The sequence below is a fragment of the Streptomyces sp. BYX5S genome (assembly GCF_054724165.1).
In genome coordinates, this window is sequence record NZ_CM138829.1 from 3,660,769 (window position 1) to 3,686,790 (window position 26,022).

Consider the following 26,022-nt stretch of genomic DNA (forward strand, 5'->3'; position numbering starts at 1 on the left):
CCGCCCCAGCACGAGGTCCCCGAAGGCGACGTCGGCGCCGTCGAGGACCGCCGCCATGGTCGGCTCCAGCACCGCCTCCCGGATGCCGCGCTCGATCGCGGGACCCCACTCGCGTGCGTCTGGGAGCTGCGCGCCCTTGATCAGCGTGCGGGTGCGCAGGCCCCGGACGCGCGTCGCGTTGAGGAGGGGGCCGCGTTCCGCCGTCCCGAGCGTGACGACCGTGCCCTCGGCGTTGGCCAGCTTGTAGCGCTCGTCGCCGTGCGTGAAGAGCATCGTCGACGACCAGGGGAAGACCGCCTCCGTCCCGTCCGCCGCGACGGCCACGAGACCGCGCTCGTACAGCCGTATCTCGATGCGCGTGTGCCGCAGCCGCCACACCACTCGCACGGTCAGCGGCCCCAACAGCGCGAGGAGCGCGAGCACTTCGGCCACGCGGGGCGTGTCCCAGCCGACGATCGCGCAGAACAGGATCGCCACGAGGTAGGTCAGCGCCGCGAATGGGAGGAGCTTCAGCAGAAGAAGGAGATACGAGGTGGGTTTCGGGCGTCGCGGGCGACAGGTGCGACGATGGCGGCCCAGGAGCGGATGCTCCGCCCCGGCCCCGGTGTCCTCGCCACTCGCGTGCTCGTCCATCCCGGAGAGTGTTCCGTACAACGGCTGTTCAGCACGGGTGGGCCGTCGAATCCGGCCGGGAAACGCACCACGGCGTGTGACCCACATCACGTTACCGGCGGTATCTGAAACACTATGTCGCAGGTAAATTGCGGGAACGCACATCTGTGGAACCACGCGTCTGAACCACCGTCAGTGTCCCGAGCAGCAGTAGTGGCGGCCCGCCGTCTCCTTCTCGTCCAGGGGCCCGCGAGCGAGAGTTAGGACCTCCGCAATGGAGCAGCACCACGTCGACGTCCTGGTCATCGGCGCCGGAATATCCGGAATCAGCGCCGCGGCCCACGTCCTGCGTGACCAACCCGGCACCTCGCTCGTCGTGCTCGAGCGCCGTGCCCGGGTCGGCGGCACCTGGGACCTCTTCCGGTACCCGGGCATCCGCTCCGACTCCGACATGCCCACCTTCGGCTTCGGTTTCCGCCCCTGGCGCGACGCCCGCATCCTCGCCGACGGCGCGCAGATCCGGCAGTACGTCGAGGACGCCGCCGCCGACCGCGGCGTGCTGGAGCGCATCCGCTTCGGGCGGCGCGCGATCAGCGCCGACTTCTCGCACGACACCGGGCGGTGGAGCGTCGAGGTCGAGGACGAGGCCACCGGGGAGCGCGAGTCGTACAGCGCGGGCTATCTGGTCGGCGCGACCGGCTACTACGACTACGACCGGCCCTACCGCCCCGAGTTCCCCGGCGAGGCCGACTACCAGGGCACCCTCGTCCACCCGCAGCAGTGGCCCGAGGACCTCGACCACTCCGGCAAGCGCGTGGTCGTGATCGGCTCCGGCGCCACCGCCATCACCCTGCTGCCCGCGATGGCCGACGAGGCCGCGAGCGTCACGATGCTCCAGCGCTCACCCACGTACGTCCTCGCCCTGCCGAAGGTCGACCCGCTGACGGCCGTCCTGCAGAAGGTGCGCGCCCCCGCCCGGCTCACGTACAAGGTCGTCCGCGCCCGCAACATCGCCCTGCAGCGCGGGAGTTACGCCTTCTGCCGCAAGTACCCCCGGCTCGCCCGCAAGGCGCTGCTCGGGCTCGTACGGGCCAGGGTCGGCCGCAGCGTCGACATGCGCCACTTCAGCCCGCACTACAAGCCCTGGGACCAGCGGCTGTGCGTCGTGCCCGGCGGCGATCTGTTCAAGGTGCTCAAGAGCGGCAAGGCGGCCGTCGCCACCGACCACATCGACACCTTCACCGCCGACGGCATCCGCCTGAAGTCCGGCGAGGAGCTGAAGGCCGACATCGTCGTCACCGCCACCGGCCTGAGCGTCCGCCTCATGGGCGGCATGGAACTCACCGTCGACGGACAGCCGGTGGACGTCACCAACCGCGTGCTGTACAAGGCCGTGATGCTGGAGGGCGTGCCCAACATGTCCCTCGTGATCGGGTACACCAACGCGTCCTGGACCCTCAAGGCGGACCTCGCGGCCGACTACACCGCCCGGCTGCTCGCGCACATGCGCAGCCACGGCCACGACATCGCGACGCCGGTGGCCGCCGACGGCGACCGGTCCGAGTTCTCCGTGATGGGCGAGGCGCTGACCTCCGGCTACATCGCGCGCGCCGACCAGGTCATGCCGCGCCAGGGCACCCGCGACCCGTGGCGGCTGTGGAACAACTACTACCGCGACCGCGCCATGCTCCAGGACACCGCCATCGACGACGGCCCCCTGCGCTTCGAGAAGGCCGGCAGCAAGGACGCCGTCCAGGAATCCGCCCGCGTCGCCTGACCGTTCCGCCCAGCCCCCGCATCAACGACGATCGAGGATCGAGGACGAAGATGACCCCGAACCTGTCCAAGAAGGCCTATGACGAGCGCCTGCGGACCCTGTCCGAAGGCTCCGTCAACGTCAACTTCAACGCCTTCGTCGACATCAAGTGGGACGACCCCGAGTTCGCCGTGGACACCACCGACCCGCGCTGGGTGCTCACCTCGGCGGACGCCCTCGGCGCCCATCCCTGGTACCAGGAACAGCCGTTGGAGACGCAGATCCGGATCGGCATCTGGCGCTGGGCCGTGATCGCCAAGGTGGGCATGCAGTTCGAGAACCTGCTGATGCGCGGGGCGCTCGACTACATCTACCAACTGGGCAACCGGGACGAGGAGTTCAGGTACCTCACCCACGAGATCACCGAAGAGACCCACCACACCCAGATGTTCCAGGAGCTGGTCAACCGCACCGGCGTGGACACCGCGGGCGGCAAGCGCTGGTTCCGGCAGCTCAGCCGGGTCCTGCCGCTGCTGGGCTCCCTCTACCCCGAGGCGTTCTTCACCGGCATCCTCGCCGGCGAGGAGCCCATCGACCACCTCCAGAAGGGCGCCCTGCGCAGCGGCGAACCGGTGCACCCGCTGCCCCAGCGCATCATGCAGATCCACATCGCGGAGGAGGCCCGGCACATCTCCTTCGCCCACGAGTTCCTGCGGCTGCGCGTCCCGCGCTACGGCAAGGCCCGCCGTGGCGCCCTGTCCCTGCTGTTCCCGCTCATCATGCGGACCCTGTGCGACGTCATCATGATCCCCGACAAGAAGTCCGCCGCACTGGTCGGCATCCCCCAGTGGGTGGTCAAGGACGTGTTCTGGAAGTCCGAGGCCGGCCGGCGGATGCTCCAGGAGCTCTTCTCCGACGTGCGCATGCTGGCGCAGGACATCGGCCTCATGAACAAGGCGTCCCGTCCGCTGTGGCGGGCCCTGCGCATCGACGGCCGCCCCGCGCGCTTCCGCGGCGAGCCCGCTCCGCTCGCCGACTGAGCACCCCGCAGCAACCGCTCCCGGTGGCACAGCCACCGCTTTTCGTTGAACGCCCGAACGGAGACCAGCCCGCCGTGCCGTACGTCGTCACCCGATCCTGCTGCGCCGACGCCTCCTGCGTGCTGGCCTGCCCGGTCAACTGCATCCACCCCGCACCGGGCGAGCCCGGCTTCGGCACCGCCGAGATGCTGTACGTCGATCCGCGCACCTGCGTGGACTGCGGCGCCTGCACCACCGCGTGTCCGGTGGACGCGCTCAAGCCCCACACGAAGCTCACCGAGGGCGAGTTGCCGTTCCTGGAGCTGAACGCGTCCTACTACAAGGAGAATCCGCACGACGACCGCGCACCCATGTACGTGGTGCCCAAGCAACGCCCGCTTCCCGAAGGGGAGTTGAACGTCGCCGTGGTGGGCGCCGGACCCGCCGGACTGTTCGCCGCCGACGAACTGCTGCGCCACCCGGGCGTCCGCGTCACCGTCCTCGACCGGCTGCCCACCCCGTACGGTCTCGCGCGCGCCGGAGTCGCACCGGACCACCAGGACACCAAGCAGGTCACCGAGCTGTTCCGGGCCATCGAGTCGCAGCCCGGCTTCGGCTACCGCCTCGGCGTCGAGGTCGGCACCGACCTCACCCACGCCGACCTGCTGAGCGCACACCACGCCGTGATCTACGCGGTCGGCGCGGCCACCGACAAGCGGCTCGGCGTCGAGGGCGAGGACCTGCCCGGCAGCGCCTCCGCGACCGACTTCGTCGCCTGGTACAACGGCCACCCCGACCACGCGGCCGACACCTACCCGCTCGACACCGAACGCGCAGTCGTCGTCGGCAACGGCAACGTGGCCCTCGACGTCGCCCGCATCCTCACCGCCGACCCGGACGCGCTGGCCCGCACGGACATCTCCGACCTGGCGCTCGCCGCGCTGCGCACCAGCAAGGTCCGTGAGGTCGTCCTCCTCGGCCGCCGCGGCCCCGCCCAGGCCGCCTTCACCGTCCCCGAACTCCTCGCGCTGTCCGCCCTCAAGGACGTGGACGTCTCCGTCGAGGGCTGGCCCGAGGGGCTCGCCGCCGACGCCACGGAGAAGACCAGGCTGCTGGCCGAACTGGCCGCCCGCACCCCCGTCGAGGGCCGCCGCCGGATCGTGCTGCGCTTCCTGACCAGCCCGGTGCGGCTCACGGGCGACGACACCGTACGCGCCCTGGAGGTCACCCCCACCGAGCTGCGCACGGACGACGACGGCACGGTCCGCGCCGTGCCCACCGGCGCCACCGAGAGCCTGGAGGCGGGGCTCGTCCTGCGCTCCGTCGGCTACCGCGCCCGGCCCGTCCCGGGCCTGCCCTTCGACGAGGCCACCGCGACCGTCCCGCACGAGCGCGGCCGGGTCGAGCCCGGCGTGTACGTCACCGGCTGGATCAAGCGCGGCCCGAACGGCTTCATCGGGACCAACAAGACCTGCGCCCACGAGACCGTCGAGTCCCTCCTCGACGACTTCGCCGCGGACCGTCTGACCCGGCCGGCCTCGGCCGTCGCGGTGGACTCGGACGCCCTGGGCCTCGACGCCTGGCGCGCCATCGACCACGCGGAACGGACGGCCGGCGAGGCCCAGGGCCGCCCCCGCGTGAAGCTCACGGACACGGCGTCCCTGCGCCACGCCGCGCGGACCACCGCACCGGTGTCCTAGACACTCCCCTCGGAGGCGGGCGGGCCGCTCAGCCCGCCTCCAGGTCCGAGACCCTCTGCCGCGGCGACAGCTCGACCCCCAGATCCTTCAGCGTCGCGTCCAGCACCGCCCAGACCGAGCGGCACAGCATCGCCCGCAACTCGTCCTCGGTGACCTCGCGCTGGGGGTCGCGCACCCACTGGTTGACGGCCGTGTCCACGAAGCCGACGATCCCGACCGCGACCGAGCGGATAGGGGCCTCCTTCAGCCCCAGCGCCTTCAGCACGTCACCGAACCGCTCGCTCAGCATCAGCGCGATGGCCGTCTTCGTGTCGGCCACCAGCGAGCCGTCCCCCATGGCGTGCTCCCCGACACCCATGTAGGCGTACAGTCGCGGATGCTCGGCCACCCAGTCCAGGTGCGCGCCCACCACCCGGTGCACGGACTCCTCGATCGTGCCGTCGAAGCTGAGCGTCGGCTCCATCCGCCGCATGAACGACTGCACGACCCGCCGCCGGATCAGCTCGTCGAGGCCGGCCCGGTCCTTGAAGTGCCGGTAGAGCACCGACCGCGGCAACCCGACGCGCTCCGCCAGGCGCTGCAACCGGAAGGTCGCGCCCTCCTCCTCGATGAGCGCCACCGCCGCGTCCACCAACTCGACCTGACGCTGCGCCTTGTGCTGGTCCCAGCGGGTGGAGCGTCCGTCGATCTGCGGCTCACCGCCGGTTCTGTCAGCCATCGGCCCAGGATATCGGCCGTTCGAACGCCTTCGGTGGCCGGAGTGGTCGCCTTCGGCCGGCCCGGCCCGGCGCGGGCGCGGCGGCGGACGGCCGGCCTCCGTATCCCGCGGCGCCGGGGCCGCGTGTGCCCTGGGGGTGGGGGTACGAGGACGCTCCGGGGGCCCGAGGCCGCGCCCAACGGTGCGGCCGGGGCCGGGGAGACGGAGGAGATGGTCCGTGGAACGTGTCAACGACTTCCTGTCCAAGCATCTGTGGCTGCAACTGCTGCTGGCGGTGCTCGGCGGCGCCCTGCTGGTCCAGCTGCTCTACCCGCAGGGCTCGTTCGCCGCCGTCCTGATGCGCAGCGCGGTCACGTGCACCGGAGCCGTGGGCATCGCCCTGGCCGTCCGGCGCAAGGAGAAGCGCGCCGCCGGAAGCACGGACGGGCTGATCTCGCTGGAGCGGCGCCTGCGCACCGGCGAGACGCCCACCGAACCGGGGGAGCGGCAGGCGATGCGGAATCTGGTGGACCAGCGCCTGCACCGCGGTCGGCACCGCAAGGCCGCCTGTGTCTTCCTCGCGCTCATGTTCGTGTCGATCACCGTGCTCACCGGCTTCACCGCGGACGCCCGCAGGACGATCGGGTTCGCCGTCCTGACCGTGGTGTTCATCGGCTGGCTGACCTGGGTCAGCAGCCTCCAGCACCGCCGCCTGCGCACCATGGACGCCGCGCTGCGCGAGGCGGAGGCACCGCGCGACACCTCCAGCGGTCACCGCGTGACATAGAGCGGAAGCCCCGCATCCGCCGGGCCGTGCGCGGCCCAAGTGATTGTGTGGCCGCAATGATGAACCAACCGCAGGGAGTCTCCGTGCGCCGTACCCGCAAGAAGTCCGCTCCGTACGCCGCGCAGGCCGCCGTCGTCGGCGGGGTGATCGCGTCGGCCGCCCTGGGCAGCGCGGCGGTCACCCCGGACGGCGACTGGTACAAGGCGCTGAACAAGCCGTCCTGGCAGCCGCCCGGCTGGGCGTTCCCCGTGGTGTGGACCCCGTTGTACGCGAGCGTCGCGGTGGCGGGCGTACGAGCTCTGAACAGGGCGGACGCCGAGGAGCGGCGCCGTGTCGCCCGCGCCCTCGCCGCCAACCTCACCCTCAACACGGCGTGGAACTGGCTGTTCTTCGGACTGCGCAACCCCGCGGCAGGAGTGCTGGGCACCCTCGCCCTGGACGCGAGCAACCTCCACCTCGTCCGCCGCGTCGCCGCCACGGACCGGACGGCGGCCCGCACCCTGTGGCCCTACGCGGCGTGGTGCGGCTTCGCGACGGCCCTCAACGCGTCGATCGCGTGGCGCAACCGCAAGTAGTCGATCATGAAAAGTGTTTCCCGGGGCACCTGTCCTCCCACGACGTTTCCGGACGGACGAGGGAGATTCGGTGGCCAGGAGACACTACGGCGGGACGGCCCGCATACCCCGGCCCCGGCGCGCGGCTTCGGTGCGCGGCGACGGGAGCCGACTGTCGGGGCTCGTGGTCGCCTTCGCGCTGATCGCCTCCGCGGTCGGCATGGGCACGCTGCTCTTCGTGCGATTCGCCCACTGGGCCGGGGCGCACCCGCTCGCCGCGATCCTCTGCGGTCTCGTCGCCGTCCCGGTCCTCTACGTCCTGCTGCGCGCGATGCCCCGGACCCGCGAGCTGCGCCGGGCCGCGCGCGCCGGAATGGCACAGGCCGACCGTGAGGGAGTCGAGGCACCGGTCGCCGCGCCCGTGCCCGCGCCCGTGCCCGTTCCCGCGTCCGCTCCGGCGGTGCACGACGGCCTGACGGTCGAACTCCCGGACCGTGGCCCCGCCTTCGAGGACCTGCATCCCGACGGCTTCGAGGACGCCGTCGCGGCGCTGTGCGAGCGCGACGGCTGCCGTGACGTCGAGGTCATCGGGGGCGCCGGTGACCTGGGGGCCGACGTGATCGCCGTCGCACCGGACGGCAGCCGGCTCGTCGTGCAGTGCAAGCGGTACGGGCCGGACCGCAAGGTGGGTTCGCAGGACCTCCAGCGTTTCGGCGGCACCTGCTGGTCGGTGCACGGCGCGGAACTCGCCGTCCTCGTGACGACGAGTACGTTCACGGTCCCGGCCGAGGCGTACGCCGAGTCCTCCGGCATCCGCTGTGTGGACGGCGCGGCCCTCGACGCCTGGGCGGAGGGCTCGGGGCCGCCGCCCTGGTCGTGACGCGCCGCCGGCGGCCCGTGAGCGGCCCCGGTGAAGCTCAGCCGTCGAGGCCGCCCCGCTTGACCAGCTGCGCTGCGATGACGTTCCGCTGGATCTCGTTGGTGCCCTCACCGACGATCATCAGCGGGGCATCGCGGAAGTAGCGTTCGACGTCGTACTCGGTGGAGTAGCCGTAACCGCCGTGGATGCGGACGGCGTTGAGGGCGATCTCCATGGCCGTCTCGGAGGCGTACAGCTTCGCCATGCCGGCCTCCATGTCGACCCGGCGGCCCGCGTCGTACTCACGGGCCGCGTGCAGGGTGAGCTGGCGGGCCGCGGTGAGCTTGGTGGCCATGTCGGCGAGGTAGTGGCCGATCGCCTGGTGCTGCCAGATCGGCTTGCCGAACGACTCGCGTTCCCGCGCGTACGCGAGCGAGTCCTCCAGCGCGGCGCGGCCCACGCCCAGCGCGCGCGAGGCGACCTGGAGGCGGCCGGTCTCCAGGCCCTTCATCATCTGCCCGAACCCCTTGCCCTCCGTCCCGCCGAGCACCGCGTCCGCCCCGGCGACGTGTCCGTCGAAGGCCAGCTCGCAGCTCTCGACGCCCTTGTAGCCGAGCTTCGGCAGATCACGGGAGACGGTGAGTCCCGGACCGTGCTCGACCAGGAGGATCGAGATGCCGCGGTGCGTGGGCGTGGCGTCCGGGTCGGTCTTGCAGAGCAGCGCGATCAGGCCGGAGCGGCGGGAGTTGGTGATCCACGTCTTCGAACCGTTGACGAGATACGTGCCGTCGTCCTGGCGGCGGGCCGTGGTGCGCATCGCCTGGAGGTCGCTGCCGCCGCCCGGTTCTGTGAGCGCCATCGTCGCGCGCAGCTCACCGGTCGCCATGCGCGGCAGATAGGCGGCCTTCTGCTCATCGGTGCCGAAGAGGCTGAGGAGCTTGGCGACGACGGTGTGGCCGCCCATCGCCCCGGCGAGACTCATCCAGCCGCGCGCCAGCTCCTCGGTGATCAGGACGTAGGCGGGCATGGACACGGGTGTGCCGCCGAACTCCTCCGGGACGGCGAGCCCGTAGATGCCCAGCTCCTTCATCTGCTCGATGAGGGCTTCGGGGTAGGTGTTGCTGTGCTCCAACTCCTGTACGACGGGGCGTACCTGCTTGTCGACGAAGTCGCGCACGGTCTCGACGACGAACCGCTCGTCACTGTCCAGGGCGTCCAGGGTGCTCACGGGGCGTTCTCCTCTGCTGGGTTTCTGCTTACTGATGTGTCGGTGGCCGTCATGCCGGAGCCGGTCCGGCGCGCCGTCAGATCACGCCGGTGGCGCGCAGGTGCGCGATCTCCGCCGCACCGCGCCCCCGCTCCGCGAGCAGCCGCTCGGTGTGCTCGCCGAGCGCGGGCACCGGCCCCATCCGGGCGTCGACGCCGGCCAGGTCCACCGGGGGCCGCAGCGCCCGCACCGGGCCGCCGGGCGTGCCGACCTCGTGCCAGCGGCCGCGCCCCGCCAGCACCGGGTGGTCGAGGAACGCGGCCATGTCGTTGACACCGGCGTTGGCGATGCCCGCCGCGTCGAGCGCTTTCGCGAGCTCATGGCTGTCGCCGCGCGCGAAACGTTCCGCGATGACGGCGTTCAGCTCGTCGCGGTGGGCGACGCGCGCGGAGCCGCTGGCGAACCGCGGATCGTCCGTCAGCTCGGGCCGTTCCAGGAACCGTTCGCACAGCGAGCGCCACTCCCGCTCGTTCTGCACGGAGAGCAGGATCTGCTTCCCGTCGCGCGCCGTGTACGCGCCGTACGGGGAGATGGTGGCGTGCTGGGTGCCGATGCGCGGCGGCTGCGCCCCGCCGTAGCGGGTGTAGTGGGCGGGCTGGCCCATCCACTCGGCGAGCGCCTCGAAGAGCGAGACCTCCACGGCGCGGGCGACGCCGGTGGTGGCGCGCGTGAACAGCGCGGTCAGGACACCGGTGTAGGCGTACATCCCGGCCGCGATGTCGGCGACCGACACCCCCACCCGCGCCGTCTCCTGCGGGGTGCCGGTCAGCGAGACGAGCCCCGTCTGGCACTGCACGAGCATGTCGTACGCCTTGCGGTCCGCCCAGGGGCCGTCGGTGCCGTAGCCGGAGACGGTGCAGGGGATCAGCCGTGGGTACCGCTCGGTCAGCGTGGCCGCGTCGAGACCCAGGCGGGCGGCGGCGCCGGGCCCGAGGTTCTGCACGAACACATCGGCGTCCGCGAGGAGTTCGGCGAGGATCTCGCGCCCGGCCGGTGACTTCACGTCGAGGGTCAGGGACTCCTTGCCCCGGTTCAGCCAGACGAAATAGCTGGACTCGCCGTGCACGGTCGTGTCGTAGCGGCGGGCGAAGTCACCGCCGTCGGGCCGCTCCACCTTGATGACACGGGCGCCGAGGTCGGCGAGCTGGCGGGTGGCGTAGGGCGCGGCCACGGCCTGTTCGAGGCTGACGACGGTGATCCCGGACAGGGGGGCCTCGGGCGGCCCGGCGACGCGTTCGGTCGGTCCGGTCATGCGGTGACCTCCAGGGGCGGATCGGTGCGCGTGCGGTGCGCACGGGCGGCGGCCGGTGGGCCGCCCCGTGACGCTTGACATCATGGGTGCTCATGGCAGTCCTCGGGAAATAGCAAATCGTGATGCCGTCATGCGGAGCGCGGATGGCAGGGGAGAGGGGCGGGTGCGGTGGACATCAAGCAGCTCAAGGCGCTGGTGACGGTGGCGGAGGTGGGCAGCGTGACGCGGGCCGCGACGGTGCTGCACCTGGTGCAGCCCGCGGTCACCCGCCAGATCCGCACGCTGGAGGAGGAGTTGGGGGTCCCGCTCTTCGAGCGCACGCGGCAGGGCATGCGGCCCACCGAGGCCGGGGCGGTCGTCGTGGAGCGGGCCAGGCGGGCGCTGCACGAGCTGGAGCGGGCCCGCGCGGAGGTCCGGCCGACGCCCGGCGAGGTGACCGGCATCGTGACCGTGGGCCTGCTGGAGAGCACGCTCGAACTGCTCGCGGAGCCCCTGGTGACCGCCGTCGGGGAGGCCCACCCCGGCGTGCAACTGCGGGTGATGACCGCGTACTCGGGTCACCTTCAGCAGTGGCTCGACGACGGCGACCTCGACCTCTCCCTCCTCTACAACCTCGGCAGCACCCCCTCCCTGAACGTGCGGCCCCTGGTGCGCGAACGGCTGTGGGTGGCGGCCCCGCCGTCCGCCGGGCTGCGCGCCGCGCGCCCCGTCCCGTTCGCCGAGGCCGCGGCCCGCCCCCTGGTGATGCCGACCGCCGGGCACGCGCTGCGCGCGCTGATCGAGTCCGCGGCGGCCCGCGCCGGCGCCCGTATCGAGGTGGCGGCGCAGACCAACTCCATGCCCGTGCAGAAGCAGCTCGCCCGCGCCGGACACGGCTGGACCGTGCTCCCCGGTGTGGGCCTCGCCGAGGACGTCGCGGCGGGGAACCTCAGCGCCGCGCCCCTGTGCTCACCCGCGACGTGGCGCGACATCGTGCTCGGCATGCCCCGCACCGGCCGCACCCCGGCCGCCGTCACCGCGGTCGCGGAGGAACTGGTGCGGCAGGTCAACTCCGCGGTCCGGAACGGTAAATGGCCCTCCGCGCGGCTCCCCGAGAAGGAGGGCGGGGCCGCCAAGGAGCACTGACGGCCGACGCGCCCGTGGGGCCGCCGCGACGCCCGCGGGCCCATGCGTCCGGCGCATGGGCGCATCACGAATTTCTATTGTTCCGCATACCGCATCAGCGCTCATGATGAGTGGCGTTCTGAGCCGCCCGACCAACCTGCCTCGATCTCCCGGGTCGAGCACTGAGTACGGAGACGCCACGGATGAGTCAGAAACCGGCCCCCGCCCCACCCTCCCGCGTCACCGCCAACGTCGTGCGCGGCTGCCTCGGCAACCTCATCGAGTGGTACGACTGGTTCGCCTACGCCACCTTCAGCGTCTACTTCGCCTCGGTGTTCTTCCCCGAAGGCAGCCAGACCGCCCAACTCCTTTCCACCGCCGTCGTGTTCGCGGTCGGCTTCCTGATGCGCCCGCTCGGCGGATGGCTGCTCGGCGCGTACGCGGACCGGTACGGGCGGCGCCGGGCGCTGACCCTGTCGGTCCTGCTGATGAGCGCCGGTTCACTGGTCATCGCCCTGTCACCGGGACATGACGTCATCGGCCTGTGGGCACCCGTCCTGCTCGTCGTGGCCCGGCTCGCCCAGGGCCTGTCCGTCGGCGGAGAGTTCGGCTCCAGCGCCTCCTACCTCTCCGAAGTGGCGCCACCGGGACGGCGCGGCTTCTACTCCAGCTTCCAGTACGTGTCCATCGTCCTCGGCCAGCTCTGCGCGCTGCTCGTGGCGATCGTCCTCCAGAACGTGCTCACCGACGCGCAACTGGCCGACTGGGGCTGGCGCATCCCGTTCGTCATCGGCGCCGTCGCCGGACTCACCGTGATGTACCTGCGGCGCACCATGGAGGAGTCCGAGCACTTCCAGAAGGAGCGCGGCCGCGCCACCGACGGCGAACGCAAGGGCCTGATCGCCCTGTTCGCCGAGTACCCGCGCCAACTGCTCGCCGTGTTCGGCCTCGCCATCGGCGGCACCGTCGCCTTCTACACGTACACCACCTACCTGCAGAAGTACCTGGTGAACACCGCCGGTATCCCCAAGTCGACGGTGACCGTCATCGGGTTCGCGGCGCTGTTCGTCTACATGCTGCTGCAACCGGCCGTCGGCGCGCTGTCCGACCGGGTGGGCCGCCGCCCCGTCATGTTCGGCTTCTCCATCGGCTGCATGGTGCTCACCGTCCCCGTGATGACGTTCCTCGGACACACCGACAACCCGTGGGTGGCGTTCCTGCTGATGACACTCGCCCTCGCGTTCGTCACCGGGTACTCGGCCCTCGCCGCGATCGTCAAGGCCGAGATGTTCCCCACGAAGGTGCGTGCCCTCGGCGTCGGCCTCCCGCACGCCCTCGTCACCGCCACCTTCGGCGGACTGACCGAGCCGATCGCGCTGGCCCTCAAGCAGCACGGCCACGAGACCGTGTTCTTCTGGTACGTGACCGGCTGCGTCGCCCTCACGCTCCTGGCCACGCTCCTCGTACGCGAGCCGTCCCGCGACTCGCAGCTGGAGACGGCCCCGACCGCCCCGGCCCCGGCCACGACCCGCGCGTAACACCCACGGACGAAAGGGAAGCACCCGCCATGGCATCCGCCGCCCCCACCCCGCCGCTCAGTTCGTACGTGGAGTCCTGGGCCCCCGCCGCGACGACCGACGAGGACGCCCTCCACCCGGCCCCGGCCGCCGCCCTGTCGGCCGTCCTCGACCTGCCCGAACCGGCCGCGAAGGCGGGCGACCCGCTGCCCCCGCTGTGGCAGTGGCTGTACTTCCTCGAATGGCCCGCCCAGCACGAACTCGGCCCCGACGGACACCTCCGCGACGCCCTCTTCCTGCCACCGATCCCCGACCGGCAGCGCATGTTCGCGGGCGGCCGCGTACGCGTCGATGAGCCGCTGCGCCTCGGAGAACCGGCCGAACGGGTGTGCACACTCGGCTCCGTGACACCCAAGACCGGCCGCAGCGGCGAACTGCTCTTCGTCACCGAACGCCGCGAGTTCCGCCAGGCGGGCCGCACCTGCCTCGTCGAGGAACAGGACATCGTCTACCGCTCGGGCCGCAGCAGGGCCGCAGGCCACCCCACCACCCTCGACAGCACCGCGCTCCCACACGCCGAGGCCCCCTGGCAGCTGCGGGCCCAGCCGGACGAACGGCTGCTGTTCCGGATCAGCGCGCTGACCGCCAACACCCACCGCATCCACTACGACGCCCCGTACTGCCGCGACGTCGAGGGCTACCCCGGCGTCGTCGTCCACGGACCGCTCCTCGCGCTGCTGATGCTGGACCTGGTGCGCCGCGACGCCCCCGCACGACGCGTGGCTTCGCTCTCCTACCGGCTGCACCGCCCCGTCTTCGTCGGCGAACACCTGCTGGCCGCGGGAACACCCACGGACGACGGACAGGGCGCGCGACTCACCCTCGCCACCCACCGCGAGGCGCGGCACGCGAGCGCGGAGGTGACCTTCGCGTGACCGGGACATGCGAGGGAGCGGAGGGGTGAGAAGGCCCCGGGGCCGTCGCGGACGACGGCCCCGGCAGCCGCGTCTCACCTCAGGTGCCGGTCGTAGAACCGGCAGCCGTCCTCCAGCTCGAACCACGGAGTGCCGGTGTGCCCGCCGAGATTGGCGTGCAGCGTCTTCTCCTTCGAGCCGAAGGCGTCGAACAGGTCGAGGGCCCGCTGCCGGGGGTTGCCCTCGTCGTCCCACTGGAGCAGGAGCAGCAGGGGCACGGTGACCCGCCGGGCCTCCGCACGCTGGGCGCGCGGCACATAGCCCCCGGCGAAGAAGCCGGCGGCCTCGACGCGCGGATCGAGCACCGCGAGGCGGACACCGAGCGCGGTCCACCCCGAGTACCCGACCGGGCCGCCGATCTCGGGCAGCTCCAGCAGGGCGTCGAGAGCGGCGCGCCAGTCGGGGACCGCGTTCTCGACCATCGGGCCGATGAACGACTCGAAGATCCCGTCGACCTCCTCACCCGCCCGCATCGCCCGGCGCAGCTCGGCGCGCGCCTCCTCGTCGGCGGCGGAACGCGGCCGGTCGCCGCAGCCCGCGGCGTCAATGGTGGCCACCGCGTAGCCGCAGGCCGCGGTGTGCCGGGCGCGGGCCACGAGCCGGGGCTCGCGCATGGGCAGGCCGTTGTTGTGGGCCATCAGGATCAGCGGGGCCGGGGCGGCGGACGCGGGCAGCCACAGGGTGCCGGGGATCTCGCCGAGGGTGAAGGCGCGCTCGACGACGCCGTCGTCGTGACGCTGTTCAGCAGTGAAGTGCATGGTCGTGCCTTTCGGGAGAGCACGGGAACGGCGCTCCCGGACGACGACCTATCGCCCGACCGTGACTCCGCAGGAGAGCACCCATGTCGATTCTGTGTTCACGGGTACCACCTCCTGGTTCTCTCGCACGGCCGCCCGCAGGCTAGCAGCGTCCGCCCGCCCCGCGCGAAGGGTTTTCCTCCGGGCGCTCAGCGGTGGAGCTCTCCGTGGGCGGGCCTCGGCCCCGAGTCCAGCCGCCGCTCCAGGCGGTCGAGCAGTGCGGGCAGATCCGTCGCGACGGCCAGGTCGTCCAGGGTGGCGGCGGGGAGGAAGCCCGCGTCGGCGATGCCGCGCAGCGCGGTCAGCAGCGGCGTCCAGAAGCCCTGGAAGTCGAGGAAGCCCACGGGCTTGGCGTGGAAGCCCAGCTGGCGCCAGGACCACACCTCGAACAGCTCCTCCAGCGTGCCGAGCCCGCCCGGCAGCGCGACGAAGGCGTCCGCGCGGTCCGCCATGAGCGCCTTGCGCTCGTGCATCGAGTCGCAGACCACGAGGTCCGTCACGTCCTCGTGGGCCCACTCCCGCTCGACCATGCTGCGCGGCATGACCCCGACCACCTCGCCCCCGGCCCCCAGGGCGGCGTCCGCCAGCACCCCCATCAGCCCCCGCCGCCCGCCCCCGTACACCAGACCGATGCCACGCCGGGCCAGCTCCGCGCCGACGGCGGCGGCCAGCTCGGCGTGCGCGGGGGCGTGCCCGTCGGAGGACGCGATGAAGACGGCGAGGCGGCGCATACGGACCTCCGGGTGACGGCTGCGGGAACGCTCGGGGCTCAGCGCTTGATGCCCACGCCCGCCAGCAGGCTGATCTCGGCGTCCGCGATCTCCGCTCCGGCGTCGGGCGGGGAGGGGCGCCAGCGGTGGCAGCAGATGATACCGGGGTCGATCAGGTCCAGGCCGTCGAAGAAGCGGCGCACGTCGCTGTGCGAACGGAACTGCACCGGCGTACCGGAGTTGGTGTACGCCTCCGCCACGTTGTTCCACGTGACCGGGTCGAAGTCGGGCGTGCAGTGGTTCATCGCGAGGGCGCTGCCCGCGGGCAGCGGCTCCAGCAGCCGGCGCACGATCGCGTACGGGTCGTGCGGGTCCGTGACGAAGTGCATCAGCGCGTTGAGCGACAGGGCGATGGGCTGCGAGAAGTCCAGGACCTCGGCGTCCTGCACGGCGTCCAGCAGCGTCTCCGGGTCGGTGACGTCGGCCTCGACGTACGCCGTGCGCCCCTGCGCCGTGCTGCGCATGAGCCGCTCGGCGTACTTGAGGACCAGCGGGTCGTTGTCCGCGTACACGACGCGGGCCTCGGGGACGAGCGACTGGGCGACCTGGTGCAGGTTCGGCTCGGTGGGGATGCCCGTGCCGATGTCGAGCCACTGGCGGATGCCGTGCTCCTGCGCGAGGGCGCGCGTGGCGCGGTGCATGAACGCCCGGTTCTCACGGGCGGTCACGGGGAGGCCGGGGTGGGCCTTGGCCGCGACCAGGGCCGCCTCCTTGTCGACCTCGAAGTGGTCCTTGCCGCCGAGGAAGTAGTCGTACATCCGGGCCGAGTGCGCCCGGCTCGTGTCGAGGTCCCGGCCGGCCTGCCTGGTGCTCATGTGCTCCCCTTCATGCGTGTGTCGGTCGGCCCGCGGGCCGGGAACGCGACCGGTGCCGTCGTCCCTTGTGTCCGCCGCCGGATCAGCCGGCGGCCAGATGATCGGCCAGGCCCTCCTTGACGCCGCGGACGAACGCGGCGATCTCCTCCGGCGTGTAGATCAGCGCCGGCCCTGCCGGGTCGGTCGACTGCCGTACGGCCACGCGGCCGTCGGCGAGCAGCTTCGTCTCGACGCACTGACCACCGTTCGGCCCGCTCCAGGGGCGCTCCCAGCCGTGCTCCCCGAGATTGCGGGCGGGCATCCCGTTGTAGACGCCCTCGTCGGTGACCGTCATGAGTACTCCTTGCGCATACGGTTCAAGAGCGCCCTGCTGTCCTCGGAGGACGTCCGCAACGCCATGCGGGAGTGCGCCTCCAGATGGGCGACGACATCCGCTCGCTGGTCCAAGTAGACGGACGCCGACAGGAGTTCGCTGTAGACGATGTCGGGCAGCTCGGGTTCCTCGAACCGGAAGTATGTGAACGGGGCGCAGGCCCCCACGTGCGCACCCGCGGTGAAGGGCACCACGTCCAGGCTGACGTGCGGCAGCTCGCCCGCTTCCAGGAGCCGCTCGATCTGCTCCCTCATCACGTCGGCGCCGCCCACCTCGCGGTGCAGCACGGCCTCGTCCATGACCACCCACAGCGTGGGCGCGTCCGCCCGCTCCAGCAGGCTCTGGCGGCGCAGCCGCAGCTCCACGCGGCGCTCCAGCTCCTCCTCGCTGCCGTTCGGCAGGCCGCCGCGGAGCACCGCGCGCGCGTAACCGGGCGTTTGCAGGAGGCCCGTGACGTACTGGGGTTCGTAGGTGCGCAGGGTCTTGGCGTCGGTCTCCAGACTGACGTACGCGGTGAACCAGCTGGGTACCGCGTCGCGGTAGGAGTGCCACCAGCCCGGCTCGTTGGCCTGCTCGGCCAGGTCGACGAACTCGTCGATCTCCTGGCGGCCCGCGCCGAAGGTCTCCAGCAGCTTCTCCACGTAGAGAGGCTTGAGCGCGACCTCGGCCTTCTCCAGCCGGCGGATCGTCAGGGGCTTGACGCGCAGTGCCTTCGCCGCGTCCTCCAGCGAGGCACCGGCCGCCCGTCGCATGTCCTGCAGCCGGCGGCCGAGGATCATGCGCAGGACTGTCGGCGCGCTGCCGCCGGCACGGGCTTCACTCACGCCCAACCTCCTGAGGGGACATCAACATGACCATTCTGGCAGCCACTTGATGGTGACGCCAGACTGATACCTGTCTTGGTGAAATTATCAGAGAGTCGGTTGCAGGGGGCACGCGATCACGCGCATAGTTGCTCTGTGAGCGGTCGAGTCACAGCTCTGACGCGGCATCCGGCCCGATGGGGACGAGTGCCGCCGAGGCCGTCGGCGCCCCACCGGAGTCCGTCTGTCCGCGCAGACGCCTCCCGCCGCTCGTGTGGCAGCCCGCACCCCCACTCCGCGCCCGCTCCGCGGAAGGCACTGGAAGGCGTTATCCGTGACTCTCCCCACGTCATCGGCCCCGGCCACGCTCCCCGGCTTAGCCACGAAAGCGGCTGCCCGGGAGTACTGGTTCGGGCTGCCGGCCCTGCGCTCCAGCGCGAGATCCGCCCGCGACACGGTGCGCGACCGGCTCTGTGCCTGGGAGGTGCCCGGCGACACCTGTTGCGACGCGGTGCTCCTGGTCTCCGAGCTGACCACCAACGCGGTGCTGCACACCGACAGCGACCACTTCCTGTGCGGCCTCACCCTCACCGACGACGAGCGGTGCCTGCGGATCGAACTCCACGACGGGGGCAGCGATCCCGTCCGCGCGTCGGCGGCGCCCGCCGGCCCCGGCGACGAGAACGGGCGGGGGCTGTTCCTCGTCGAGCAGCTCGCGGAGCGCTGGGGCTCCGGACACTCCACGCGCTCCGAAGGCAAGGTCGTCTGGGCGGAGTTGGCGTCCTGCCCCTGACGTCGGCCCCGCGCCGTCCCTTCGCGCGACGAGGAACCCTTTCTCCTCGATCCATCCACAGGAGGCACTCATGATCCCCCACGGCGACACCGCCGCTCCCGCCGTGCTGTACGTCTGCGCCGACCGGGCCCCCGGCGCGCCCGGCTCCGCCACGCGCTGCGCTCAGGCGGAGGGCAAGGCGTTCGCCGAGGAGCGCGGCCTGACGATCGCCGAGGTCGTCACCGACACCTACGGCGAACCCGACCCCGCCCGGCGGCTGGGCTGGCGGCGGGTGCGGCAGCTGGTGCAGAAGGGCAGCGTCGCCGCCGTCCTCGTCCGCTGGCCCAGCGCCATCGCCCCGGAGTCCGCCCACGAACTCCGCCACCGGGAGACGGCCTGGCTGCGCGACCACGGGGTGCCGGTGCGCTACACGTGGGCGCCGCTGTCGGCGACGAGCGCCGAACTGCGGTAGTTCCCACCCCGAACGTCCGAACCGCCCCCGCATGGGCGAGACTTGGCCTCCGCCTGCCCCGCACGGAGGAGCCCGCCCGATGAGCAGCACAGCGACCCTGCACGACATCAGAAGACAGGTCGACGAGCGGGACCCGGGGAAGGTCTCGCACATGGTCAGCTTCTCGAGCGGTGCGAACGGGGCCCCGTCGGTCGTCCACGTGGAACGTGAACTGCCGCCCGGCGGCATCGCCGCCTACCGCGCGGCCCGCGGCAGCGGCGCCCGCGCCTTCGCCCTGTGGGCGGACGAGTACCGCCGCGAGCGGGCGGCGACCGTGACGACGCTCTCGGCCCGCGGCGGCGTCGCGCGGTACCAGGTGCTCGACGCACGGGGACAGCTCATCGGGACGCTGGAGCGGAAGAAGGCCCTGCGCGGTTGGCGTCTGCGCACCCGGTGGACCGTGAGCCGGTCCGGCCACCCCGACGCGGTGGGCTTCAAGGGCCGGATCGTGTGGTGGTGGATGTGGTGGCTGCTGCTCCCCTTCATGGTGATGCTGCTCGTGTTCAGCGTCTTCGACGGCGTCGCGGGCAACGAGGGCGGATTCGCCCGCGCCCCGCGACGCATCCGCTGGCGCGCGGGCGGGCAGGTCCCGCTGGAGTTCACCTCCGGCGGCAACAAGCTGCACCTGCACGCGCCCGACGTCGACTGGCGGCTCGCGGCCGCGCTCGTCGCCCTGCTGCGCAGCTTCGGCGCGGGCTCCTGGGACGCCGGCAAGAAGTGACCCGAGCCGCTGGTGTTCCGTGGACACGCCCAGTAGAACTGGACCTCATGTCCGACCACTGGCCCACCCCTCACTCCGCGCCGATGCCCGGCCCGCCCCCGGCCGCACGGTTCGGTGCCTCCTATCGCAGGTGGGCCCGCATCCTGCTGGGGCTCGCGATCGTCCTCGCGAGCCTCGTGCTGGTCGCGCTCGTCGCCAGCTTCGTCCTCCTCGCCAAGGCCGACGCCGACGTGAACGACGCCGCCTACGGCTACCTCGCCCTCTTCCTCTGGTTCGGCATCGCCGCCGCGATCCCGCTCGTACTGGCCCTCGGCATCCCCGGTGTCCTCATGACGCGGCGCGCCCGGCAGCAGGAGAGGGCCCAGGCGGGCTTCCCGGGCAACCCGGTCACGCCTCCGTTCCACAGGTGAGCACGCGCTCCACCGCCCCTCGCGAAGCGCTTCGACCCCAACGGCGCCGTGACGGTGACCATGAGGGCCGGCCTCATGACAATGCCTCGTACACAAAAGGACCTTCTGGGCTGCGACGCAGGTGAACGGGATTGTCATGCCTCTTGTCGAAGTCGGAAGCGCTTCCTACTATTTGCGAAACGCTTCGACTGGAACACCCCGAACAGCCACTGCGCGCCACGCGGTCGACCCGGTCAGGACGGAGAGCTGACTGCCATGACCACCATCCACGACGTGGCCCGCGCCGCCGGGGTGTCGATCAGTACCGTCTCCTACGCGCTCACCGGGAAGCGGCCGGTCGCGCCCGCCACCCGGCGACGCGTCGAACGGGCCGCCGAGGAACTCGGCTACCGGGCCAACGCACGGGCCCGCGCCTTCGCCAGTCGGCGCACCTCCATCATCGCCGTCACCGAACCACTGCGCGCCGACACCTCCACCTCCGCCCACCTGGCGTTCGTCCTCGCGGCGGCGAAGGCAGCCCGCCGCCACGACTACGACATCCTGCTGCTCACCCGCGAGGAGGCGGCCGGCGGACTGCGCCGCGTCACCTCCCAGGGCACCGTCGACGGCATCATCGTCCTCGACGTCCTCACCCAGGACGAGCGCGTCGATCTCGCACGGACCCTGGACGTCCCCTGCGTCGTGGTGGGCGTACCCGCCGAGACCGCCGGACTCGTCTGCGTCGACCTCGACTTCGTCGCCGTCGGCCGGATGGCGGTCCGACGGCTCGCCGAGGCCGGACACCGCCACGTCGGATTCGTCGGCCATCCCGCCACCAGCTATCTGCCGGAGGCCTCCAACTTCCCGCCCCGCCTGCGCGAAGGCGTCCTCGGCGAGGCCGAACGCCTCGGTGTCACCGTCGACGTCCTCAGCCCGGAGTCCCGCGCCCACAGCGCCCGCCGGACCGTCACCGAACTGCTCTCGCGCGAGGACCGACCGACCGCGCTCGTCCTGCACAGCCACGAGGAGACCTACGTCGGCACCCTGGACGCCCTCGCCGACCTCGGTCTCACGGCCCCCGACGACGTGTCCCTGCTGTCGGTGGCACAGACCTTCGACACCACCCGGTTCACCCCGCCGCTGGACAACATCCCCCTCGTCCCCGAACGCAGCTGCGACCGCGCGGTGGAACTCGTCCTCCAGATGATCGACGGCGGCGTCGAACCCCACCTCGAACTGCTCTCGCCCGCGTACACCGAGCACGGCTCCGTGCGCCCGCCCGCAGCGGCCGGCCGCCCCCGACCCCGCGAGGAGAAGCCCGTATGACCCCGTCCTCAGCCGCGCGGCCCGCCCACGACCCCGCGGGCGGCCTCACCCCGCGCGACCACTTCCTGTTCGGCGGCGACTACAACCCCGAGCAGTGGGACGCGGCGACCCACGCCGAGGACGTGGAACTGATGCTCCGGGCCGGCGTCGACACCGCCACCGTCGGGGTGTTCTCCTGGTCCTGGCTCGAACCCTCCGAAGGGCACTACGAGTTCGGCTGGCTGGACGACGTGTTCGCGCGGCTCCACGCGGCCGGCATCGGCATCGTCCTCGCCACCCCGACCGCGTCCCCGCCGCCGTGGTTCACGCTCCGCCACCCCGACGCGCTCCCGGTGCAGCCCGACGGCAGCCGGCACACCCACGGCAGCCGCGACACCTACGCCATCAGCGCCCCCGCCTACCGAAAGGCCTGCCGCCGCATCGCCCGCGAACTCGCCGAGCGCTACGGCACGCACCCGGCGCTGCGCGGCTGGCACATCCACAACGAGTACGGAAGCCTCGACCACTCCGACCATGCGGCGGCCGCCTTCCGCACCTGGCTGCGACGCCGCTACGGCACCCTCGAAGCGCTCAACCGGGCCTGGGGCACGGCGTTCTGGTCCCAGCGCTACGGCGACTGGGCCGAGGTCCTGCCGCCGCGCCAGACCCAGTACCTGCACAACCCGACCCACGCGCTCGACTTCCGCCGGTTCACCGCCGACGAGTTCCGTGACGCCTACGCGGAGCAGGTCGCCGAGGTCCGGGCCGCGGGCTCCACCGCCGCCGTCACCACCAACTTCATGCTGCCGGACTGGAACCACCTCGACCACTGGTCCTGGCGCCCGCACCTCGACACCGTCTCCATCGACCACTACCTCGACACCACCGGCGAATCCGGCGAGACCCACGCCGCGTACGCGGGCGACCTCGCCCGCTCCTGGGCCGGCGGGGAACCCTGGCTGCTCATGGAACAGGGCACCACCCAGATCGCCCTGCGCGACCGGCACGCCACCAAATGGCCCGACCGCGTACTGCGCAACACACTGTCCTACCTGGCCCGCGGCTCCCAGGGCGCGCTGTTCTTCCAGTGGCGCGCCTCCACCGCCGGATCGGAGACCTGGCACGGCGGCATGGTCCCGCACACCGGCCCCGACACCGACCGCTTCGCGTCCGTCGTGGAACTCGGCGCCACCCTGCGCCGTCTCGCCGAGGTCGCCGAGCCGCCCGCCGAGGGCCCCGTCGTCGAGGCCGACGTCGCGATCCTGTGGGAGGCCGACGGCTGGTGGGCCCTGGAGAGCGACGGCCTGCCGTCGCGGCGGCTCAGCTTCCCCGACGCGGTGCGCCGCACCCACGCCGCGCTCTGGCGCTCCGGCATCCCCACGGACTTCGTCCCCGCCGACGCGGACCTGTCCCGCTACCGGATCCTCCTCGTCCCGTCGATGATGCCGGTCTCCGCCGAACTGGCGGACCGCTGGCGGCAGTTCACGCAAGCGGGCGGCACCCTCGTCGTCGGCCACTTCACCGGCACGACCGACGAGCACCTGCACGTGATCCGCGGCGGCTACCCCGGCGCCCTGCGCGACCTGCTCGGCATCCGCACCACCGAACTGTGCCCGCTCGGCGAGGACGAACACGTCCGCCTGGACGACGGAACGCTCGCGACCCACTGGAGCGAGCACATCGCACTGCACGGCGCGAAACCGCTGACCCGCTACGAAGGCGGCCCCCTCGACGGCCACCCGGCGATCACCACCCACCAGGTCGGCGACGGCCACGCCTACTACCTGTCGACCCGCCTCCCCGACGACGCGCTGCGCGACCTCCTCGACGACATCTGCGCCCGGACCGGCGTGACCCCCACCGTCCCGGGCCTCCCGCCCGGCGTGGAAGCCGTCCGCCGCCGCGGCCGCCACCACACCTACCTCTTCCTCCTCAACCACGGCACCGCCTCCCTCCGCGTCACCGGCGGCGACCACGAACTGACCCGCGACACCGCCCTGTCGACGGGGCCGGTCGTGGTGCCGGGGCGGGGCGTCGCGGTGGTGCGGGAGGGCGGGGAGGCGGTGCGGGTGGAGGCCGTGGCAGGCTGACGGGTGCGGCCCCTCCTTGCAGGGGAGGGGCCGCACCCGACGGTCAGTCCTTCGCCACCGACGGCGGTGCGGCCGTCGCGCCCGTGCCCCAACTCGTCGGCTTCTGCGAGAGCTTGACGTTGATCGTGCCCGCGCCGAGCAGGTCCTTGTGGGACAGCCAGCTGCGGTGCAGGGGGCCCTTGCCCGTGGTCACGGAGGACACGTACTGGTGCGTCGAGGCGTCGGCGCCCGGGGCCGAGACGGTGATCCGGCGGCCGTGGGCGGGGCGAATCTCGACCTTGTCGAACATCGGCGCCGACAGGACGTACTTCGCCGAGCCGGGCTGGACCTCGAAGACGCCGGCCATGGCGAAGACGAGCAGCGACGAGGTGGCGCCGAGGTCGTCGTTGCCGGGCATGCCGTACGGGTCGTCGGTGAACAGCGTCCGCATGGCCCGCAGTACCGCGGAGGTCTTCCACGGGGTGTCGGTCCACGCGTACATCCACGGCGCGTGGAAGTCGGGCTCGTTGTTCGGGTTGAACGCGAAGTTGTTGTGGTAGTCGTACGCGCCCGTCACCCACGATTCCTTGGCGGCCTTCGCCGGGTCGCTGAGCACGGTCGGCATGTCGAAGAACGTGTCGAGCCGCTGCTCGGCGGCCTTCTTGCCGCCCATCAGGCCGTACAGGGTCCCCGGGTCCTGCTGCGCGAGCCACTGGTACTGCCAGGCCGTGCCCTCGTGGAAGGCGCCGGACTGGGTCGGGTCGCTGTCACCGGCGACGCTGCCGTCCGCGTTCCGCGTCACGGGGAAGCCCGTGAAGCCCTGCGAGGTGACGTCGGTGTCCCACAGCTTGGCGAAGTTGTCGCAGCGCGAGGCCAGCGTCGCGGCCTTGTCGGGGTGGCCGAGACCGTCGGCCATCGTGGACAGCGCGCAGTCGCCGAGCGCGTACTCCAGCGTCGCCGAACCGGCCTGACGGCTGTCGCCGTACTTGTAACCGGGCAGGTTCTGGTAGCCGACGAAGCCGTTCTTCACGTACGTCGGGTTGCCGTCCCGGCCACGGAAGACCGACTGGTCCTCGGGGACCTCGTTGACGTTCTTCCAGAGCGCCTCGAACAGTTCCCGCGACGTGCGGTCGTCGAGGAGACCTCGGTTGTAGAGGTCGACGACGAACGGGGTGACGGGGTCGCCGCTCATCACGTTGGTCTCGCTGTTGCCGAGGCTCCAGCGCGGCAGCCATCCGGCGTCCTTGTAGACCCGCAGCAGTGACTTGGCCATGTCGGCGGCCTTGTCCGGGTGCAGCAGCGCCACCAGTTGGTTCTGCGAGCGGTACGTGTCCCACAGCGAGAACATCTGGTAGTACGTGGAATCCGAGCGGTGCACCTTGTCGTCGAGGCCGCGGTAGCGGTTGTCGACGTCGGAGCCGATCGAGGGGTGCAGCAGCGAGCGGTACAGCGCGCTGTAGTACGTGCGCTGGTCGGCGGTCGAGCCACCGGCGACGCGCATCCGGTTCAGCTCGCTCTTCCAGGCGTCGTGCGCGCTCGTACGGGCCCGGTCGAACGAACGCGGCTGCTCGGCACCGCGGTTGAGCCGCGCGCCGTCGACCGACGTGTACGACAGGCCCACCGAGGCGCCGACCTTGTCACCCTTGGCCGGGTCGAACGACAGCCAGGCTCCGGCGCGCTTGTCGCCCCGCGAGGCCTCGCGCCGGTCCGGGGTGAGGGTGCCGTCGCTCCAGGTGCCGAACTTCGAGAACGTCCGGTCGAACTTCGCGCTGAAGTAGACCCGGTAGCGCTCCTTGCCGGTCTCCCCGCAGAAGTTGCCGCCCTGAACCCAGCCCTCGACGGTGTTGTCGCCGACGACCTTGATGTCACCGGCGTAGGTGCTGCCGTTGCTCTCCCCGGCCTCGATGAGGATGTTCTCCGCGCCCGAACCGCTGGGGAACGTGTACCGGTGCTGGCCGGTCCGCGAGGTCGCCGACAGTTCGGCCTCGATGCCGTTGTCGAACGTCACGCCGTAGTAGCCCGGCGACCGGGTCTCGTTGTCGTGGCTGAACTTCGCGCCGTACTGCGCCGGATCGGAGGAGGTCACGGCGCCGGTGGTCGGCATGAACCGGATGTTGCCCATCGTCTGGCAGCCGACACCCGACAGGTGCGTGTGGCTGAACCCGAGGATGGTGTCCTGCGCGTAGTCGTACGAGGCGTACTTGTTCAGCTGCGTGTCGGGGCTCAGCTGGACCATGCCGAAGGGGGTGGTGGCGCCGGGGAAGGTGGTGCCGTCCCCGTTGTTGCCGATCGACGTGTCGACCAGGCGGGTCGGGTCGGCCGCGAAGCCCGGACCCGCGTGCGCGGTGTTCGCGGCGGCGGGCGTGAGGGAGGCGGCGGCGACGGCGGTGATGAGGAAAGCGGAGGTGAGACCGCGGCGCAGCGCTCTCATCGGTCGCGGTGAACGGGACGGTTTCAGCGGGCTCAGCGGCCTCGGACAGTCCGGTGACGGCGACGAACTCATCGGGGTCCTCTCGTTCGACAACGTTGTCGGGGGTGACGCCTGACGATCTTTGCCGGGGGAGAGGGATTCGTCAATGAGTGGTCAAGGAGTGGCCGG

The 26,022-nt window shown here is 71.8% G+C and carries 24 protein-coding genes; 15 read left to right on the forward strand and 9 right to left on the reverse strand.

Features of this window, described 5'->3' with window-relative positions; translation table 11 throughout:
• Positions 1–886: 886 nt before the first annotated feature.
• The 3 genes from ACYBSK_RS16640 (at position 887) to ACYBSK_RS16650 (ending at position 5,087) form a co-directional block, all read left to right on the forward strand.
• Positions 887–2,389 (forward strand): flavin-containing monooxygenase, encoded by a 1,503-nt coding sequence (locus tag ACYBSK_RS16640; RefSeq protein ID WP_460246646.1) that lies wholly within the window; start codon positions 887–889, stop codon positions 2,387–2,389.
• 50 nt (positions 2,390–2,439) lie between these two features.
• Positions 2,440–3,408 (forward strand): AurF N-oxygenase family protein, encoded by a 969-nt coding sequence (locus ACYBSK_RS16645; RefSeq protein ID WP_460246647.1) that lies wholly within the window; start codon positions 2,440–2,442, stop codon positions 3,406–3,408.
• 74 nt (positions 3,409–3,482) lie between these two features.
• Entirely contained in the window at positions 3,483–5,087 is a 1,605-nt protein-coding gene (locus ACYBSK_RS16650) for an FAD-dependent oxidoreductase (protein WP_460246648.1), read from the forward strand.
• Between the two features lie 28 nt (positions 5,088–5,115).
• Here ACYBSK_RS16650 and ACYBSK_RS16655 read toward each other — a convergent pair whose 3' ends face one another.
• On the reverse strand, positions 5,116–5,805 hold the full coding sequence (locus ACYBSK_RS16655; RefSeq protein WP_457477878.1) for a TetR/AcrR family transcriptional regulator: 690 nt from the start codon (positions 5,803–5,805) through the stop codon (positions 5,116–5,118).
• Between the two features lie 217 nt (positions 5,806–6,022).
• Between ACYBSK_RS16655 and ACYBSK_RS16660 the strand changes: the two genes are divergently transcribed.
• The 3 genes from ACYBSK_RS16660 to ACYBSK_RS16670 all read left to right on the forward strand — a co-directional run bounded on the left by ACYBSK_RS16660 (position 6,023) and on the right by ACYBSK_RS16670 (position 8,005).
• Complete coding sequence (locus tag ACYBSK_RS16660) at positions 6,023–6,571, forward strand: hypothetical protein (protein ID WP_457477879.1); 549 nt, start codon at positions 6,023–6,025, stop codon at positions 6,569–6,571.
• A gap of 83 nt (positions 6,572–6,654) precedes the next feature.
• On the forward strand, positions 6,655–7,146 hold the full coding sequence (locus ACYBSK_RS16665) for a TspO/MBR family protein (RefSeq protein WP_457477880.1): 492 nt from the start codon (positions 6,655–6,657) through the stop codon (positions 7,144–7,146).
• A 199-nt stretch (positions 7,147–7,345) separates the two neighbouring features.
• Entirely contained in the window at positions 7,346–8,005 is a 660-nt protein-coding gene (locus tag ACYBSK_RS16670) for a restriction endonuclease (protein WP_457481768.1), read from the forward strand.
• Between the two features lie 37 nt (positions 8,006–8,042).
• Here the strand turns inward: ACYBSK_RS16670 and ACYBSK_RS16675 are convergent, their stop codons facing one another.
• Both ACYBSK_RS16675 and ACYBSK_RS16680 read right to left on the reverse strand, forming a co-directional pair.
• Entirely contained in the window at positions 8,043–9,212 is a 1,170-nt protein-coding gene (locus ACYBSK_RS16675; protein ID WP_460246649.1) for an acyl-CoA dehydrogenase family protein, read from the reverse strand.
• A 76-nt stretch (positions 9,213–9,288) separates the two neighbouring features.
• A complete protein-coding gene (locus tag ACYBSK_RS16680) occupies positions 9,289–10,503 on the reverse strand; it encodes a CaiB/BaiF CoA transferase family protein (RefSeq protein WP_460246650.1) in 1,215 nt (404 codons plus the stop codon).
• 168 nt (positions 10,504–10,671) lie between these two features.
• Between ACYBSK_RS16680 and ACYBSK_RS16685 the strand changes: the two genes are divergently transcribed.
• From ACYBSK_RS16685 to ACYBSK_RS16695, 3 genes are all read left to right on the forward strand, one after another.
• Complete coding sequence (locus tag ACYBSK_RS16685; protein ID WP_460246651.1) at positions 10,672–11,628, forward strand: LysR family transcriptional regulator; 957 nt, start codon at positions 10,672–10,674, stop codon at positions 11,626–11,628.
• Between the two features lie 182 nt (positions 11,629–11,810).
• Positions 11,811–13,145, forward strand: coding sequence for an MFS transporter (locus ACYBSK_RS16690; protein ID WP_460246652.1), 1,335 nt, complete (start codon positions 11,811–11,813; stop codon positions 13,143–13,145).
• A 29-nt stretch (positions 13,146–13,174) separates the two neighbouring features.
• The gene (locus ACYBSK_RS16695; protein ID WP_457477885.1) at positions 13,175–14,059 is read left to right on the forward strand and encodes an HTD2 family dehydratase; all 885 of its coding nucleotides are present in this window, start codon (positions 13,175–13,177) and stop codon (positions 14,057–14,059) included.
• A 74-nt stretch (positions 14,060–14,133) separates the two neighbouring features.
• On the opposite strand, the gene ACYBSK_RS16700 is transcribed toward ACYBSK_RS16695, so the two are convergent.
• The 5 genes from ACYBSK_RS16700 to ACYBSK_RS16720 form a co-directional block, all read right to left on the reverse strand.
• Positions 14,134–14,856 carry a dienelactone hydrolase family protein gene (locus ACYBSK_RS16700; protein ID WP_457477886.1) on the reverse strand — a complete coding sequence of 241 codons (723 nt, stop codon included), beginning with the start codon at positions 14,854–14,856 and terminating at the stop codon, positions 14,134–14,136.
• 188 nt (positions 14,857–15,044) lie between these two features.
• The gene (locus tag ACYBSK_RS16705) at positions 15,045–15,626 is read right to left on the reverse strand and encodes an LOG family protein (protein ID WP_460246653.1); all 582 of its coding nucleotides are present in this window, start codon (positions 15,624–15,626) and stop codon (positions 15,045–15,047) included.
• A gap of 38 nt (positions 15,627–15,664) precedes the next feature.
• Positions 15,665–16,480: an SAM-dependent methyltransferase gene (locus tag ACYBSK_RS16710; RefSeq protein ID WP_457477888.1), complete on the reverse strand. Its 816-nt coding sequence runs from the start codon at positions 16,478–16,480 to the stop codon at positions 15,665–15,667.
• An 82-nt stretch (positions 16,481–16,562) separates the two neighbouring features.
• The gene (locus tag ACYBSK_RS16715) at positions 16,563–16,814 is read right to left on the reverse strand and encodes a DUF397 domain-containing protein (RefSeq protein WP_457477889.1); all 252 of its coding nucleotides are present in this window, start codon (positions 16,812–16,814) and stop codon (positions 16,563–16,565) included.
• Complete coding sequence (locus ACYBSK_RS16720; protein WP_460246654.1) at positions 16,811–17,677, reverse strand: helix-turn-helix domain-containing protein; 867 nt, start codon at positions 17,675–17,677, stop codon at positions 16,811–16,813. Before ACYBSK_RS16720 ends, ACYBSK_RS16715 begins: the two co-directional genes overlap by 4 nt.
• Before the next feature lie 436 nt (positions 17,678–18,113).
• On the opposite strand from ACYBSK_RS16720, the gene ACYBSK_RS16725 reads away from it, so the two are divergent.
• The 6 genes from ACYBSK_RS16725 to ACYBSK_RS16750 all read left to right on the forward strand — a co-directional run bounded on the left by ACYBSK_RS16725 (position 18,114) and on the right by ACYBSK_RS16750 (position 23,444).
• Positions 18,114–18,449, forward strand: a complete 336-nt coding sequence (locus ACYBSK_RS16725; RefSeq protein ID WP_460246655.1) for an ATP-binding protein — start codon at positions 18,114–18,116, stop codon at positions 18,447–18,449.
• 70 nt (positions 18,450–18,519) lie between these two features.
• A complete protein-coding gene (locus tag ACYBSK_RS16730) occupies positions 18,520–18,900 on the forward strand; it encodes a hypothetical protein (RefSeq protein WP_457477891.1) in 381 nt (126 codons plus the stop codon).
• A 79-nt stretch (positions 18,901–18,979) separates the two neighbouring features.
• Positions 18,980–19,660 (forward strand): hypothetical protein, encoded by a 681-nt coding sequence (locus tag ACYBSK_RS16735; RefSeq protein WP_460246656.1) that lies wholly within the window; start codon positions 18,980–18,982, stop codon positions 19,658–19,660.
• A 47-nt stretch (positions 19,661–19,707) separates the two neighbouring features.
• Positions 19,708–20,070, forward strand: a complete 363-nt coding sequence (locus ACYBSK_RS16740) for a hypothetical protein (protein WP_460246657.1) — start codon at positions 19,708–19,710, stop codon at positions 20,068–20,070.
• Between the two features lie 255 nt (positions 20,071–20,325).
• Positions 20,326–21,375, forward strand: coding sequence for a LacI family DNA-binding transcriptional regulator (locus ACYBSK_RS16745; RefSeq protein WP_457477894.1), 1,050 nt, complete (start codon positions 20,326–20,328; stop codon positions 21,373–21,375).
• Positions 21,372–23,444 carry a beta-galactosidase gene (locus ACYBSK_RS16750; protein ID WP_460246658.1) on the forward strand — a complete coding sequence of 691 codons (2,073 nt, stop codon included), beginning with the start codon at positions 21,372–21,374 and terminating at the stop codon, positions 23,442–23,444. Before ACYBSK_RS16745 ends, ACYBSK_RS16750 begins: the two co-directional genes overlap by 4 nt.
• Positions 23,445–23,487: 43 nt before the next feature.
• Here ACYBSK_RS16750 and ACYBSK_RS16755 read toward each other — a convergent pair whose 3' ends face one another.
• Complete coding sequence (locus ACYBSK_RS16755; RefSeq protein WP_460246659.1) at positions 23,488–25,854, reverse strand: GH92 family glycosyl hydrolase; 2,367 nt, start codon at positions 25,852–25,854, stop codon at positions 23,488–23,490.
• Positions 25,855–26,022 lie beyond the last annotated feature (168 nt).

What these genes read in the sequence shown, in the direction of transcription:
- ACYBSK_RS16740 (WP_460246657.1), top strand. Translation starts at nt 19,708, where the DNA reads ATGTCCGACCACTGGCCCACCCCTCACTCCGCGCCGATGCCCGGCCCG.
- ACYBSK_RS16735 (WP_460246656.1), top strand. Translation starts at nt 18,980, where the DNA reads ATGAGCAGCACAGCGACCCTGCACGACATCAGAAGACAGGTCGACGAG.
- ACYBSK_RS16730 (WP_457477891.1), top strand. Translation starts at nt 18,520, where the DNA reads ATGATCCCCCACGGCGACACCGCCGCTCCCGCCGTGCTGTACGTCTGC.
- ACYBSK_RS16655 (WP_457477878.1), bottom strand. Translation starts at nt 5,805, where the DNA reads ATGGCTGACAGAACCGGCGGTGAGCCGCAGATCGACGGACGCTCCACC.
- ACYBSK_RS16755 (WP_460246659.1), bottom strand. Translation starts at nt 25,854, where the DNA reads ATGAGAGCGCTGCGCCGCGGTCTCACCTCCGCTTTCCTCATCACCGCC.
- ACYBSK_RS16690 (WP_460246652.1), top strand. Translation starts at nt 11,811, where the DNA reads ATGAGTCAGAAACCGGCCCCCGCCCCACCCTCCCGCGTCACCGCCAAC.
- ACYBSK_RS16700 (WP_457477886.1), bottom strand. Translation starts at nt 14,856, where the DNA reads ATGCACTTCACTGCTGAACAGCGTCACGACGACGGCGTCGTCGAGCGC.
- ACYBSK_RS16745 (WP_457477894.1), top strand. Translation starts at nt 20,326, where the DNA reads ATGACCACCATCCACGACGTGGCCCGCGCCGCCGGGGTGTCGATCAGT.
- ACYBSK_RS16670 (WP_457481768.1), top strand. Translation starts at nt 7,346, where the DNA reads ATGGGCACGCTGCTCTTCGTGCGATTCGCCCACTGGGCCGGGGCGCAC.
- ACYBSK_RS16710 (WP_457477888.1), bottom strand. Translation starts at nt 16,480, where the DNA reads ATGAGCACCAGGCAGGCCGGCCGGGACCTCGACACGAGCCGGGCGCAC.
- ACYBSK_RS16680 (WP_460246650.1), bottom strand. Translation starts at nt 10,503, where the DNA reads ATGACCGGACCGACCGAACGCGTCGCCGGGCCGCCCGAGGCCCCCCTG.
- ACYBSK_RS16715 (WP_457477889.1), bottom strand. Translation starts at nt 16,814, where the DNA reads ATGACGGTCACCGACGAGGGCGTCTACAACGGGATGCCCGCCCGCAAT.
- ACYBSK_RS16750 (WP_460246658.1), top strand. Translation starts at nt 21,372, where the DNA reads ATGACCCCGTCCTCAGCCGCGCGGCCCGCCCACGACCCCGCGGGCGGC.
- ACYBSK_RS16645 (WP_460246647.1), top strand. Translation starts at nt 2,440, where the DNA reads ATGACCCCGAACCTGTCCAAGAAGGCCTATGACGAGCGCCTGCGGACC.
- ACYBSK_RS16640 (WP_460246646.1), top strand. Translation starts at nt 887, where the DNA reads ATGGAGCAGCACCACGTCGACGTCCTGGTCATCGGCGCCGGAATATCC.
- ACYBSK_RS16695 (WP_457477885.1), top strand. Translation starts at nt 13,175, where the DNA reads ATGGCATCCGCCGCCCCCACCCCGCCGCTCAGTTCGTACGTGGAGTCC.
- ACYBSK_RS16705 (WP_460246653.1), bottom strand. Translation starts at nt 15,626, where the DNA reads ATGCGCCGCCTCGCCGTCTTCATCGCGTCCTCCGACGGGCACGCCCCC.